The sequence below is a fragment of the Rhodococcus sp. P4_C10 genome (assembly GCF_056402135.1).
This window is the reverse complement of the sequence record NZ_JBFUHZ010000011.1, coordinates 84,878-98,760: the sequence shown is the minus strand read 5'-3', so window position 1 is coordinate 98,760 and position 13,883 is coordinate 84,878. Positions and strand designations below refer to the sequence as shown.

Below are 13,883 nucleotides of genomic sequence, written 5' to 3'. Positions count from 1 at the left end.
CCCGCGCCTACCGGGAGATGCTCGGAATGTCGAAGGCGGTCACCGAATCCGGGCTCGACAACTGACCTTCCCGGCGGCCACCGACCTGTCAGCGACTACGGCTGCATGCCCATCGAGCCGGCGAGCATCGGCCAGGAGTTGTGCAGGTCGTCCTGCCAGTAGCCCCACGAGTGGGTGCCCGTCGGCCTGAAGTCGAACGTCGCCGGGATCTTCAACTCCGCCAACCGGTTCGCGAGGTTGTGGGTGCACATGTTCACGGCCGACTCGATGATGCCGCCGACGATCACCTGGTTGGCGAGCGTCGCCGGACTCCCGTTGACCCCCGGGGCGTCGAGGGTCTCGTGGGGCCCGGGCAGGCCCGACCCCGAGGACACGTACAGCTGTGTGCCCCTCAGCTTCTCGGCGTTGACCACGGGGTCGTTGGCGACCCAGCCCGGACCGTCGAGCGGCCCCCACATGTTGGTGACGTCTCCCCCGCCTCGTCCCTCCACGACGAGCTCGATGAAGGCCTGCCCCTCCGGGGTGCTGGTCTCGGCGCACCCGCTGTAGGCGCCCACACTCCGGTACAGGCCGGGTGCCGCGATGGCCAGGTTGAGCACGGAGGTCGCGGTCATCGAGATGGCGGCAATCGAGTTGACGCCGTCGGTGCCGAACTCGGCGTCGACGATCGGCGGCAGCTCCTTGGTCAGGAAGGTCTGCCACTTGTTGCGGCCCAGTACCGGGTCGTCCTTCTCCCAGTCTGTGTAGTAGCTGAAGGCACCCTCGAGCGGCGTGACGACGTTGACGTTCTTGTCCTGGAAGAAGGCCAGCACGTCGGTCCGGTCCTGCCAGGTTGCGGTGTCCTCGCCGCCGCCTGCACCGTTGAGCAGGTACAGCGTGGGCCGCGGGGCGCTGGTGTCCGCCGGCAGGATGACCTCGATCGGAATGGTGCGACCCATCGACGCCGAGTACACCTCGGCGGTCACCGTGCGGTCACCGTTCCTCGTCACCCCGGCGAGGTAGGACCCGGCCGCCGCCTGGGTGACGGCCGCGGCGACGGTGCCCGGCGGGTGGTCCCCGGCCGCCGCGATCGCGGGAGTCAGCAGCATCGGCAGCACTGACACCGTCAGCACCGCCGACGCCACCCGGCCGGGTCCACCTCGTCGAGTCCTCATGCCCGCACCTTTCGACTCCTCGCGGGCGAAACTCAGCGCTGCGCCGCGATCAGGTCCCGATACCAGTAGTACGAGTCCTTCGGCGTCCGCGCAAGGGTCTCGTAGTCGACGTGCACCAGCCCGAAGCGTTCCTGGTAGCCGGCAGCCCACTCGAAGTTGTCGAGAATCGACCACACGAAGTAGCCCCGCACGTCGACGCCGTCGTCGATCGCCCCGCGCAGCGCGACCAGGTGCTCGCGGTGGTAGTCGATCCGGTTCTCGTCCCGGACCCGCCCCTCCGCGTCCGGCGCGGCGTCGTGGAACGAGGCGCCGCTCTCGGTGATGTAGATCGGCGGCAACGCGTCGCCGTACCGGTCGGCGAAGATCCCGACGATCTCGCGCAGGCCCGCGGGCACGATCGGCCAACCGAAGTCGGTGCGCTCGTAGCCCTCGAGCGCGACCGGCTGGAACGGCATGCCCGGCGGCAGGTCCACCTCGAGCACACCGGTGGAACCCGCGTCCGACGTCGGCGCCGCGATCACCGTCGGCTCGTAGTAGTTGATCCCGAACCAGTCCAGGGGCTGCGAGATGACCAACAGGTCCTCCTCGACCGGCCCCTGCAGGATCGCCGCCAGCTCCTCGGCCGGGTAGCTGCCCCGCAGCACCGGGTCCGCGAAGGTCCAGTTGACGATGTGGTCGTAGATGTCAGCGGCCTCGACGTCCGCCTCGGAGTCGCTGGCCGCGTGCACGGGCGCGTGGTTCGACGCGATGCCGATGTTCGTGCACCCCGCCGCGCGCAGCGCCTGCACCGACAGGCCGTGCCCGAGCAACTGGTGGTGCGCGGCCTGCAGCGCACCGAACCCCAGTTCCAGCCCGGGTGCGTGCACCCCGAGCGCGTGCCCGTAGAGGGTGTGCACCACCGGTTCGTTGAGCGGCATCCACATGTGGACCCGGTCCCCGAGCCTGCGGCCTACGATGTCGGCGTACTCGGCGAGACGCTGGGCGGTGTCTCGGCTGAGCCAGCCCCCGGCGTCCTGCAGCACCTGCGGGAGGTCCCAGTGGAACAGCGTGACGGCGGGCTTGATGCCGGCCGCGCAGAGCTCGTCGACGACCCGGTCGTAGAAGTCCAGTCCGGCCTCGTTGACGGCGCCGCTGCCGGTCGGCTGCACCCGCGGCCACGACACCGACAACCGGTACGAGTCCACCCCGAGCTCACGCATCAGCGCGACGTCCTCGCGGTAGCGGTTGTAGTGGTCGATGGCCACCGTTCCGGTCTCACCGCGGACCACCGCACCCGGGCGCTCACAGAACTCGTCCCAGATCGAACGGCCCCGGCCGTCGGCGTCGACTGCGCCCTCGATCTGGAACGCGGCCGCGGCCACGCCCCACAGGAAGTCATGTGGGAAGGACGGATTCGTACCGGAAGCAATCATCCGCCGAGTGTGCCCAATTGTTGGACAGGCGTCCAGCCCGGTGTTTCAATTCGTCTACACACCGCCCGAACGGGCCCCGGCGAAAGCACCCCTCGCACATGACGCTTCCCACGCCCGACCGTGACTCGACGTCGCCCACACCCACCCAGCGCACGGCCCGCGTGTCCGCCTCGGTGGGGTTCGGCCTGCAGGGCTTCTTCCTGGCGGTCCTGCTCACCCAGCTCCCCCAGTTCAAGGACAAGTACGGCTTCGACGACACCACCATCGCCCTGGTCGTGGTGATGGCCTCGGTGATCGCGGGCGGCGGCAGCGTGCTCGCCGAGTACATCGCGACCCGCACCAGCAGCAAGACCACCCTGCGCGCCGGACTCGCCGTGATCGCCGTGGCCGGGCTGGGCATCGCGCTCTCGCCGAGCACCGTCCCGTTCTTCGTCGGGTTCGCGGTGTACGGGATCGGCCTCGGCATGGTCGACGCGGCCACCAACATGCAGGCTGTCGCCATCCAGCGGTGCTACGGCCGCTCGATCCTCTCGTCCTTCCACGCCGTCTGGAGCGTCGGCGCGATCACCGGGGCGCTGTTCGTCTCGCTGTGCGAGGCACTCGACGTCAGCCTGCTGGTGTCGATCGCGCTGGCCAGCCTCGTCGTCGCCGGCGCCACCGCCGCGCTCGGACCTCGGCTGCTCGTCACCGGATCCGAGGTCGAGGCGGAGGTCGAGGCAAGCAGCACGCCGCTGGTCATCCCGTGGCGCCCGTTCCTCGCGCTCGGCACCGCGATGGCCCTGTTCTTCGCCATCGACTTCAGCGTCGGGAACTGGTCGGCGCTCTACCTCAAGGACCTGCTGCTCTCGAGTTCGAGCACCGCGGCCCTGGCCGTCGCCGCCTACCAGGGCGCGGGACTGGTCTCCCGGTTCACCGGCGACCACTGGGTGCGTCGCCACGGCGAGATCGCCGTCGTGCGGGTGGGCGCCACCATCGCCGCCCTCGGCCTGGTCATCGTGGTGTTCGCGCACAGCCCGGCCGTCGCCATCGTCGGCTTCCTCGTCGTCGGACTCGGCGCCCCCGTCATCGCGCCGCTGTGCTTCAGTGCCGCCGGCAGGCTGGCACCGCCGGAGCAGACGGACGCGGTCATCGCGCGCCTGAACCTGTTCAACTACGCGGGCACGATCATCGGCGGCGGCGTCGTCGGTGGCATCGCGGCCATGACGGATCTGCGAGTCGGTTTCGCGGTTCCGCTGGTGTTCGCCGTCGCACTGATATTCCTGGCGCCGGCCTTCCACCCGCACCGCGCGACGACAGAACCGAGCCAGCCCGACCGCGTCGGCTAGTCATTACCCGGTAGTGGTTGACTAGGGCCATGCCAAACTGGGGATGGCTGATTGCCGTACTGATACTCGTGGACATCGCGGTGCTGACCGCATGGTTGGTCGGTCGGCGCAGGCCGCGCAGCGGCGCCCGCACACCCTCCACGTGGGTCGAGGGACTCGACCACGAGACCCGCGACCGGATCGAACGTCTGGTCGCCGACCACAAGCGCATGCACGCGATCCGAGTCCTGCAGGAACGCACCGGGCTCGGGCTCTCCGACGCCAAAGCGGCGATCGACGCCATCGTCCGCGGCGAGTGGATCCCCACCGCCGCACCCGACGCGGTCCCCCCGACACCCGGCACTCGCACCGGCAAGTGGTCGGACCTCGAGCCCGCCCTGCGCACCCTCAAGGACGAGGGCAAGGCCGCCAAGGCGATTGCCATCCTGCGGGACACCACCGGGATGAGCCTGCAGGAGGCCAAGCAGGCGGTGGACCGGCTGTGAGCCTCACCGTCACCCGGGCGACCGCCGCGGACGCTCCCGGCCTGGCATCCGTTGCCGCCGCGACCTTCCCGCTCGCCTGCCCGCCCGGTGTCACCGAGTCCGACATCGAGGCCTTCCTCGCCGACGTGCTGTCCGCGCAGCGGTTCGCCGAGTACGTCGAGGCGCCGGAACGGACCGTGCTCAAGGCCGTCGACGCGGACGGCCTGGCCGGGTACGCGATGCTGGTGGACGGCCTGCCCGAGGACGACGACGTCCGCGCGGTGGTGTCCGCGCTGCCCACCGTCGAGATCAGCAAGCTGTACGTGCTGCCGAACCGGCACGGCGGCGACGTCTCGCACCGGCTGATGGCGACCGCCCTCGACCATGCCCGGACCGCGGGGGCGGCCGGGGTGTGGCTGGGCGTCAACCAGGAGAACCTGCGCGCCCAGCGGTTCTACGCGAAGTCCGGTTTCGAACGGGTCGGGACCAAGCGGTTCCGGGTCGGCGAGCAACTGCACGAGGACTTCGTGATGCAGCTCCGCCTGGACGACTGACGGCGCCGTCCCTGGACGAGCACCCCGGCAACAAGACAGCTCCGGCACCAGAACTTCGATTCTGGTGCCGGAGCGCTCGTGTGTACCGGACGGACTAGGCCGCGACCTCGAATCGCGAGAGCGCGAGCAGCCGGGAGGTGGCGCGCAGGTACTTCTTGCGGTAGCCGCCGGCCAGCATCTCCGGAGTGAAGATCTCGTCGAGCTTGGCGCCGGACACCGTGACCGGGATGTTGGCGTCGTACAGCCGGTCCGCGAGGACCACCAGGCGCAGGGCCACCGACTGGTCGGTGGCGGCATGCACGCCGCTGACGAACACCGCGGGCACGTCCGCGATCAGCTTGTTGTAGCGCGACGGGTGCAGCGTGCTCAGGTGCGCGCACAGCTCGTCGAAGTTGTCCAGGGTGGCACCGGGGATCTCCTCGGCCCGCTCGACGAGCGACTCCTCCGAGATGGGCTCCGGTGCGGGCGGCAGGTCGCGGTGCCGGTAGTCGGGGCCGTCGACGCGGATGGTCTCGAAGATCGACCCGAGCTTCTTGATCTCGCGCAGGAAGTCCTGCGCGGCGAAGCGGCCCTCGCCGAGCTGGCCGGGCAGGGTGTTGGACGTCGCCACGATGGACACGCCGCGCGCCGACAGCTCGGTGAGCAGACGCGAGACGAGCATGGTGTCGCCCGGATCGTCGAGCTCGAACTCGTCGATGCACAGCACGCTGTGACCGGACAGCTGCTCGACGGCGTTGTTGAAGCCGAGCGCGCCGACCACGTGGGTGAGCTCGACGAACGTGCCGAACGCCTTGGGACTGGGCACACTGTGGAAGATCGACGCCAGCAGGTGGGTCTTGCCGACACCGAAGCCGCCGTCGAGGTACAGGCCGGCGCCGCTGGCCTGGGTCTTCTTGCCGAACAGTCCGCGACGGCCGCCGGTGCGGATCTTCGCGACCTTGCCGGCGAACTCCTCGGCCTTGCGGACCGCGGCGGCCTGGCTCGGCTCGTCGGGATCGGGAATGTAGGAGCCGAAGCTCACGTCGTTGAACATCGCAGGCGGGACCATTTGCGCGATCAGCTGGTCGGCGAGGACCACCGGACTGCGATCAACAAGACGTTCGGGCATGCAGCCAGCGTATCGACGTGCTGTTATCTCTCCTATGCACCACCTCGATAATGGGACCTACTTCACACCGCTCGACGACGACGCGCTCCGCGACCTCTACCGCGGCCCGGCCGACCTCGAGACGCCCTGGGTCCGGTCGAACTTCGTCGCGAGCATCGACGGTGCGGTGTCCGCGGACGGCACCTCCGGCGGGCTGGGCACACCCGCGGACCGGCGCCTGTTCACCATCCTGCGCGAGCTGGCGGACGTGGTCCTCGTCGGCGCGGGAACCGTCCGCGCGGAGAACTACGGCGGGGCCCGCACCGGCGACGACGCCCGGACCCGGCGCCGCGGCCGCGGACAGTCCGACACCCCGCCGATCGCGGTGGTCACCGCCGGCGCCAACCTCGACCCCGGCTCGCGGCTGCTGACCGACACCGTCGTCGCGCCGCTGATCCTGACCTGCGCCGCCGCCCCGGCCGCCCGCAAGGACGCGCTGGCCGCGGCGGGCGCGCGGGTGTTCGAGATCGGGGACGACACCGTACCCAGTCGGGCGATCCTCGACACGCTCGGCGGCCTGGGCCTGCACCGGGTGCTGTGCGAGGGCGGGCCGGCACTGTTCGGTCAGTTGCTCGGCGACGACGCCGTCGACGAGTTGTGCCTGACCACCTCCCCGATGCTCGTCGCGGGCGCGGCGGGCCGCATCGCGACCTCGCCGCGGGCGGTCGCCACCCCGATGCGACGGGCCCACCTGCTCGGCGACGACGACGGCACCGTGCTGACCCGATGGGTGCGCGAGCGGCCCCGCTGATCGACCTGGCAGGCTGTCGGGCATGCGCCGAACTGGTCTGCTCGCATTGGTTCTCGCGTTCTGCTGCGCGTGCGGGGCCGGACCGAGCGTGCGGCCCGACGTGGCCGTGGTCGAGCACCACGTCGACGCGACCACCACGTCCGCCGAGCCCGTCGACGCCCCCGCGGAGCTGCAGCCACCCGTGCACGACCTGAGCTGGGAGGACTGCACCCGCACCACCCTCGACACGCTCGGGCTCGGCGCCGGACCGGTCGGACTGGTCCTGGACTGCGCCCAGCTGCCCGCGCCGATCGACCCGACCGGGGACATCCCCGGCACCTTCCTGCTCGGCGCCATGCGGGCCCGGCTCCCCCAGACGCCCACGGACGTCGCCCCGCTGGTGCTGACCTCGGGCGCCGAGCGGTCCTCGACCGGCACGCTGGCCGCCCTGGCGGCGGGGCCGATCGGGACGCTGCTCTCGTCCCGGCCGGTGGTGGCCGTCGACCGCCGCGGCATCGGATCGTCCACCCTGATCGAGTGCATCACCCCGGCGCTGCGTCGCGAGATGGTCGACCTGGGCCAGTTCTCCACGCCCGCCGCCGGTGGCGACTCCGCGGACGTCGTGATGGCACTCGGCCGGGACGCGACCACCGAGTGCACCGACTTCCTGCAGCCGCAGGAGATGGCCTTCGACGCCGCCCACTCCGCCGACGACCTCGAGCAGCTACGCACGCTGTGGGGCGTCGACCGGCTCGCGCTGCTCACCACCGGCACGGGCGCCGACGTCGGGCTGGCCTACGCCGACCAGCACCCCGACGCCGTGGGCCGGCTGGTCCTGGACTCCCCCGGCGCCGTGCGCACCGACGCCGTCACCGCGACGCAGGGCGTGCTGGCGGGCCGGGAGGCGGCCCTGTCCGCCTTCGCACGCCAGTGCGCCGCGCTGGCGTGCGCACTCGGCCCCGACCCGCACGCCGCGGTCGTCGACCTGACCCGCCGCGCCGCCGCCGGCGAACTCGGGCCGGTCTCCTCGAACGCGCTGCTGACCGCGCTGCGCGAGTTCCTCGGGTCGCCGCGCGGCGACCAGCAGTCCCGGATCCGGGAGTTCGCAGACATCCTCGCCGCCGCCGGGACCGGCGACACCGCGGGCCTGGAACGGGTCGTGGACGACGCGATCGTCGCGACCGACTCCGACGGCCAGTTCGTGGCGCGCTGCTCGGACGGCACCGGGTGGCCGACCCCCGGCCGAGCCCGAGAGCTGCGGCGGAGCTGGGGCGAGCAGTTCCCGGTGTTCGGCGCCGACGCCGCCCTCGCGCTGCTGCTGTGCGCGTCGTGGCCGACGACCCCACCGCCGCAGATGCCCGCGACCCTCGACCTCGGCGTGCTCACCCTCGCCGGCGCCGCGGACCCGGTGGCCGGAAATGCCGGTGTCAACACGGTGACCGGTGCCGTGGCCGCCGCGGGGGCGCGCACCTCGACGCGCGCATGGCTGGGCAGCGGGCACTCGGTGACCCCGCACTCGCAGTGCGGTCAGGCGGCCGTCGCCGGGTACGTCGACGGCGGAGTCCTGCCGCCGGACGGCGGCGCCTGCCCCGGCTGAGCTGGGAGTGTCCCGCCCGGGCGGACACCTCGCCGGTGTACCGTGCCACGGTGTTCCTTCAACGCCTTGAACCCCGCACCGGACGCACGACCGCCGAGGTCGTGAAGTTCGCGTTGTGGCCGCTCGCCATCATGACCGTGCTGCACCGGGTGCTGGTCAAGGCCGTGAGCGGGTTCCGAACCGACGACTTCGCGCCCGTCTACCGGGCCGCGCTCGCCTTCCTCAACGGCGAACCGGTCTACATCGCGAACTTCGACACGGTGGACCCGCACTACCTTTACGCGCCGAGCGGCACGCTGCTGCTCTCCCCGATCGCGTACATCGAGCCGGAACTCTCGCGCTGGCTGTTCATCGGCGCCAACGCGGCCGCCGTGATCGTCGCCGGCTGGCTGCTGCTCAAGATGTTCGACCTGACCGTCGCCTCGGTCGCCGCGCCGATCCTGCTGCTGGGCATGTTCGCCAGCGAGACCGTCACCAACACGCTGGTGTTCACCAACGTCAACGGGCTCGTCCTGCTCGGCGAGGTCGCGTTCCTCTACCTGCTGCTCCGACGCAAGGACGCCTGGGCCGGCGTGGCCATCGGGCTGACGCTCGCGGTGAAACCGATCCTGGCGCCGCTGCTGTTGCTGCCGCTGGTGTCGCGGCAGTGGCGGGTGTTCGTCACCGCCGTCGGAATTCCGCTGATCCTCACCGCCGTCGCCTGGCCGCTGGCCGCGGACCCGATGGAGTTCATCCACCACACGCTGCCGTACCTGGCGGAGTCGCGCGACTACTTCAACAGCGCGATCGTCGGCAACGGCGCCTACTACGGCCTGCCGCCCGCCCTGATCCTGCTGCTGCGGGCACTGTTCGCGGTGGTCGTGGCGGTCTCGCTGTGGCTGCTCTACCGCTACTACCGCGAGGACCGGCTGTTCTTCTTCACCACCGCGACCGGGGTGCTGATGGCGGGCTCGTTCCTGCTCGGCTCGCTGGGCCAGATGTACTACTCGATGATGCTGTTCCCGCTGCTGATGAGCGTGGTGCTGCGGAACTCGGTGATGCGGAACTGGCCGGCCTGGCTGGCGGTGTACGGGTTCATGTCCTACGACAGCTGGCTGTCGCTTCGCTTCCCCGCCGCCGGACGCGCCGCCGACTACATGAAGACCACCCTCGGCTGGAGCCTGCTGCTGCTGGTGATCTGCGGCGTCCTCGTCGCCCGGTACCTGACCGCGAAGCGGGAGGGCCGCCTTGCCGACGGCATCGACCCCGCCTACCTGACGCCGGAGCCCGAGAAGGTCGCCGTCGGCTGAGGGTCGCCGCGTCCGGGGGCACGGGTTAGCGTGGGGACATGAGTTCCGCAGCCGACCCCGCCCCCCGCGCCCCGCTCACCGACGCCCTCCAGGTCACCGAGGAACAGTGGCGCGAGCGCCTCACCCCGGAGGAGTTCGCGGTACTGCGTCAGGCCGGCACCGAACGCCCGAACGTCGGCGAGTACACCGACACCACCACCGTCGGCGAGTACCACTGCCGGGCCTGTGACGCCCTGCTGTTCACCTCCGCCGAGAAGTTTCCGTCGCACTGCGGCTGGCCGTCGTTCTTCGACCCGGCCGACTCGGACGCGGTGGTCCTGCGTGAGGACATCTCGCTCGGCATGCGCCGCGTCGAGGTGCTGTGTGCGAACTGCCACAGCCACCTCGGCCACGTCTTCGAGGGCGAGGGTTACCCGACGCCCACCGACCAGCGCTACTGCATCAACAGCATCTCGCTGCGCCTGACGCCGCAGGACTGATACCGCCCACGATCAGCTGGTCGGCACGGGCGCGGGTGTCGACGCGGGCTCGGCGGCCGGCGGGAACATCGCGTCGACGATCGTCTTCGCGATGCCGCTGGCCGGGTCCTGGCCGTTCGCGGCGGGGGCGAGGTTTGCCCAGACCACCAGCGTCACCCCACTGTCGGGGTCGCTGCCCATGAACGAGTTGTAGCCGGGCAGCTCCCCCGTGTGCCCGTAGAGCGGACCCATCTTCGCCATGGCCAGTCCGTACTCCGGGCCGCCCGGCTTGGTCGGGTCGGCCGGCTGGAAGGCGGCCATCCGCACGGCCTGCATCTCGGCGTCGAGCGCCTTGCCGTCGGCCAGGGCCTCCACCCAGGTCGCCAGGTCGTTCGCGGTGGCGATGCCCGCGCCGGCCGACCAGGCCCAGGACGGGTTGTCGTCGGTGACGTCGTTGGGCGCGAGGGTGCCCGCCTGCGCCTCCGCCTGCATCTGCGCGGGGAGGGCGGGATCGGTCATGGTCTGCACGTTGGTCCCGTACATGTACCCCCGCGAGTTCGGCGTGGGGAGCGCGTTCGAGTCGGGGAAGACCGTGTTCTCCAGGCCGAGCGGGCCGAACAGCCGGTCCTGGAAGACCTCCTGGAGGGGCTTGCCGTCGAGCTGCTCGGCGATCAGTCCGAGCAGCACGAAGTTGGTGTTCGAGTAGTGGTAGCCCTGGCCCGGCGGGAAGTACGGCGGATGCGCGAACGCCAACGCCAGCAGCTCGTCCGGGGTCCAGACCTTCTGCGGGTCCTGGTCGAGGGCCTCGTTCAGCTCCAGCGTCTCGCTGTAGTTGAACAGCCCGCTGCGCATGTTCAGCAGCTGCTCGATCGTGATGCCGTCGCCTCCCGGGACGTCCGGCCGGTACTTCGAGACCGGGTCGGCGAGCGCGATCTTGCCCTCCTGCACCTGCTGCAGGATCGCCGTTCCGGTCCAGGTCTTCGTGTTCGACCCGACCCGGATGTGGTCGTCGAGGGTGACGGGCGCGCCGCCGCCGCGTTCGGTGGTGCCGTAGGTGACCGTCTGGTTTCCGGTCGGGGTGCGCAGCAGCACCACCACCCCGGGGAGCATCAGCTCCTTGGCCGTGGACTCGACGATGGACTGCAGGTCCGCGTTTCCAATCGGCAACAGCCCGGTGGCCGACGCCGCGGCGCTCGTGCCGGAACCGGCCGTCGAGGAACTGGCGGACCCGTCGTCGGAGTCGGACGAGCAGGCCCCGACCGCCAGCGTCACCGCCGCCGCGAGAGCGGCCGCTCGCAGGTACCGATGGCGGCGCCGGTGCGCCGAGAAGGTGCCTGCCGAGCCGAGCATTGCTGCCGTGGTGTCCGCCGAACGGTCCATGCTCAGTCAAGATACGCCGCATAAGCGCTGGTCGGGCGCGAAAGCGAAAGACCTACCGGGGATACACTCTCGGCGGGTCGAAGGCACGCAGGGGTGGCAGCTCGCCGTCGAACCGCTCGACCTGAACCAGGACGTGCTGGCCGGTGCACCCGTGCGCGAGCTTGGAACTGCCGACGTCCGGGGTGAGCACGTTCGGGTTCCCGTGCACGCACATCGAGTCCGGGTCGGCGGGGTCCAGGGGGTCGAACCAGGCACCGGTGGACAGTTGCACGACCTCGGCCCGGACCCCGTCGTCGAGCACCGCGCCGGCCAGGCAGGCGCCGCGGTCGTTGAACACCCGCACCACGTCGCCGTCGGCGATCCCGCGCGCCGCGGCGTCGGCGGGGTGCAGCCGGATCGGCTCACGGCCGCGCACCTTCGAGGCCTGACTGACGGGTCCGTGGTCGAGCTGGCCGTGCAGCCGGGCCCGCGGCTGGTTCGCGATCAGGTGCAACGGAAAGCGTTGCGCGCGTTCACCGCCGAGCCACTCCTCGGGTTCGTACCAGGTGGGGTGGCCGGCGCAGTCGTCGTACCCGAAGCCGTCGACGTCGGCGGAGAAGATCTCGATCCGTCCGCTCGGGGTGGTCAGCGGGTGGCGCACGGGGTCGGCGCGGAAGTCCTCGAACAGGATCAGGTTGTCCTCGGTGCGCATCCGCACGTGGCCCTCGCGCCAGAAGGTGCGGAAGTCCGGCGCCGGTCCCCCGTCCCGTCGCACGTACTCGCGCCACTGCCCGTACAGGTGCTCGAGCCACTGCTGCGCGGTGCGTCCCTCGGTGAACTCCGCTGCCACACCGAGCTTCTCGGCCAGCGCCGCGAAGGTGGCGTAGTCGTCGCGGGAGTGCGCGTGGGCGGGCACCGCCGCGTGCATCGCGACCAGCAGTGGGTCGTTGCGGGTGCAGGTGATGTCGTTGCGCTCGAGCGACGTGGTCGACGGCACCACGATGTCGGCGTGGCGCGCCATCGGCGTCCAGTACGGGTCGTGCACCACCACGGTGTCCGGCCGGCCCAGCGCCCGCCGCAGCCGGTTCAGGTCCTGGTGGTGGTGGAACGGATTGCCGCCGGCCCAGTACACCAACCGGATGTCCGGGTACGTCAGCCGATGGCCGTCGTAGTCGAACTCCTCCCCCGGGTGCAGCAGCATGTCCGAGACCGCCGCGACCGGGATGTACGTCTTGACCGGGTTGTTGCCCTGCGGCAGCGTCGGCAGCGGGTACGGCACCGGCGCCAGTCCGGGTTCGTTCATCGAACCGTAGCCGTGGCCGAAACCTCCTCCGGGGAGACCTATCTGGCCGAGCATCGCGGCCAGGGTGACGCCCATCCACGGCGCCTGCTCGCCGTGACGTACCCGCTGCAGCGACCACGTCACCGTCACCATGGTCCGACCGGCGGCCATCCGCCGGGCCAACCCGACCAGGTCCGCCGCGGCGATCCCGCACCGGTCCGACGCCCACTGCGGGGTCTTCGGGACGCCGTCGGCGCGGCCGAGCAGGTAGTCCTCGAACCGCTCGTAGCCGACGCAGTGGGTGGCCAGGAAATCCTTGTCGTGCAACCCCTCCGAGGCCAGCACGTGGGCCAGGCCGAGCATCAGCGCGACGTCGGAGCCGGGGCGCGGCGCCAGCCAGGTGCACTCACCGTGCAGGTCGTCGCGCAGCGGAGAGATCGACACCACAGCGCCGCCGCGGTCGCGGAACCGGTCCAGCGCACCACGGGTCGGATGGTCCGAGGTGCCGCTGTGGTTGACGCCGGTGTTCTTCAGCGGGACCCCGCCGAAGCACACCATCAGGTCGGTGTTGCGGGCGATCACGTCCCAGTTCGTCGAGCGTGCGAAGAGCTTCCAGTGGGTCCCGACGACCCGCGGCATGATCACGCCGGTGGCGCCGAGCGAGTAGGAGTGCAGCGAGCGGGTGTACCCGCCCAGGCAGTTGAGGAACCGGTGCACCTGGCTCTGGGCGTGGTGGAAGCGTCCGGCGCTGGCCCAGCCGTAGGAGCCGCCGTAGATCGCCTCGTTGCCGTGGGTGTCGATCACCCGGCGCAACTCGGCCGCCAGCAGCTCCGTCAGCTCCGGCCAGCTCACCCCGACGAACTCGTCGCGGCCGCGCGCATCGGTGGGTCCGGGGCCGTGTTCGAGCCAGCCGCGGCGCACCGCCGGGGCGGTGACACGGGCGCCGTGGCGCACCGAGCCGACGGCGTTGCCGAGGATCGGGGACGGGTCGCGGTCGCCGGGGAACGGGTGCACCGCGGTGATGTCGGAGCCGTCCGACTCGGCCTCGAACATTCCCCAGTGCGCCATGTGCTGGTGTCGCGTGGTTCCCGAACTCACGCCGCCCAGTGTGC

General features: G+C 71.0%; 12 protein-coding genes. 7 read left to right on the top strand and 5 right to left on the bottom strand.

Translation table 11 applies throughout. The features are described from left to right. Window positions 1-95: 95 nt before the first annotated feature. Both AC1DWC_RS10370 and AC1DWC_RS10365 read right to left on the bottom strand, forming a co-directional pair. Window positions 96-1,154, bottom strand: a complete 1,059-nt coding sequence (locus tag AC1DWC_RS10370; protein ID WP_477907741.1) for an alpha/beta hydrolase — start codon at window positions 1,152-1,154, stop codon at window positions 96-98. Window positions 1,155-1,186: 32 nt separating this feature from the next. Then, window positions 1,187-2,566, bottom strand: a complete 1,380-nt coding sequence (locus AC1DWC_RS10365) for a GH1 family beta-glucosidase (protein ID WP_477841271.1) — start codon at window positions 2,564-2,566, stop codon at window positions 1,187-1,189. Between the two features lie 98 nt (window positions 2,567-2,664). Between AC1DWC_RS10365 and AC1DWC_RS10360 the strand changes: the two genes are divergently transcribed. Genes AC1DWC_RS10360 through AC1DWC_RS10350 form a run of 3 tightly spaced genes read left to right on the top strand, consistent with a single transcriptional unit; the run spans window position 2,665 to window position 4,909 of the window. Further along, complete coding sequence (locus AC1DWC_RS10360) at window positions 2,665-3,891, top strand: MFS transporter (protein WP_477907739.1); 1,227 nt, start codon at window positions 2,665-2,667, stop codon at window positions 3,889-3,891. A 29-nt stretch (window positions 3,892-3,920) separates the two neighbouring features. Further along, window positions 3,921-4,376 (top strand): hypothetical protein, encoded by a 456-nt coding sequence (locus AC1DWC_RS10355; protein ID WP_477907737.1) that lies wholly within the window; start codon window positions 3,921-3,923, stop codon window positions 4,374-4,376. Beyond that, window positions 4,373-4,909 carry an N-acetyltransferase family protein gene (locus AC1DWC_RS10350; protein WP_477907735.1) on the top strand — a complete coding sequence of 179 codons (537 nt, stop codon included), beginning with the start codon at window positions 4,373-4,375 and terminating at the stop codon, window positions 4,907-4,909. The genes AC1DWC_RS10355 and AC1DWC_RS10350 overlap by 4 nt, the downstream gene beginning before the upstream one ends. A gap of 94 nt (window positions 4,910-5,003) precedes the next feature. Here the strand turns inward: AC1DWC_RS10350 and zapE are convergent, their stop codons facing one another. Beyond that, window positions 5,004-6,017 carry a cell division protein ZapE gene (gene zapE / locus AC1DWC_RS10345; RefSeq protein ID WP_477907733.1) on the bottom strand — a complete coding sequence of 338 codons (1,014 nt, stop codon included), beginning with the start codon at window positions 6,015-6,017 and terminating at the stop codon, window positions 5,004-5,006. 34 nt (window positions 6,018-6,051) lie between these two features. Between zapE and AC1DWC_RS10340 the strand changes: the two genes are divergently transcribed. The 4 genes from AC1DWC_RS10340 to msrB are packed head-to-tail and all read left to right on the top strand — an operon-like array spanning window position 6,052 to window position 10,151. Then, the gene (locus AC1DWC_RS10340) at window positions 6,052-6,807 is read left to right on the top strand and encodes a pyrimidine reductase family protein (protein WP_477907731.1); all 756 of its coding nucleotides are present in this window, start codon (window positions 6,052-6,054) and stop codon (window positions 6,805-6,807) included. 22 nt (window positions 6,808-6,829) lie between these two features. Then, complete coding sequence (locus AC1DWC_RS10335; protein WP_477907728.1) at window positions 6,830-8,383, top strand: alpha/beta hydrolase; 1,554 nt, start codon at window positions 6,830-6,832, stop codon at window positions 8,381-8,383. A gap of 35 nt (window positions 8,384-8,418) precedes the next feature. Next, window positions 8,419-9,672: a glycosyltransferase family 87 protein gene (locus tag AC1DWC_RS10330; RefSeq protein WP_477907726.1), complete on the top strand. Its 1,254-nt coding sequence runs from the start codon at window positions 8,419-8,421 to the stop codon at window positions 9,670-9,672. 38 nt (window positions 9,673-9,710) lie between these two features. After that, window positions 9,711-10,151: a peptide-methionine (R)-S-oxide reductase MsrB gene (gene msrB, locus AC1DWC_RS10325; RefSeq protein WP_477907724.1), complete on the top strand. Its 441-nt coding sequence runs from the start codon at window positions 9,711-9,713 to the stop codon at window positions 10,149-10,151. A 12-nt stretch (window positions 10,152-10,163) separates the two neighbouring features. Here msrB and AC1DWC_RS10320 read toward each other — a convergent pair whose 3' ends face one another. Together AC1DWC_RS10320 and AC1DWC_RS10315 are read right to left on the bottom strand one after the other, a co-directional pair. Further along, window positions 10,164-11,510 (bottom strand): serine hydrolase domain-containing protein, encoded by a 1,347-nt coding sequence (locus tag AC1DWC_RS10320; RefSeq protein WP_477907722.1) that lies wholly within the window; start codon window positions 11,508-11,510, stop codon window positions 10,164-10,166. Window positions 11,511-11,562: 52 nt separating this feature from the next. After that, complete coding sequence (locus AC1DWC_RS10315; protein ID WP_477907894.1) at window positions 11,563-13,839, bottom strand: molybdopterin-dependent oxidoreductase; 2,277 nt, start codon at window positions 13,837-13,839, stop codon at window positions 11,563-11,565. Window positions 13,840-13,883: the final 44 nt, after the last annotated feature.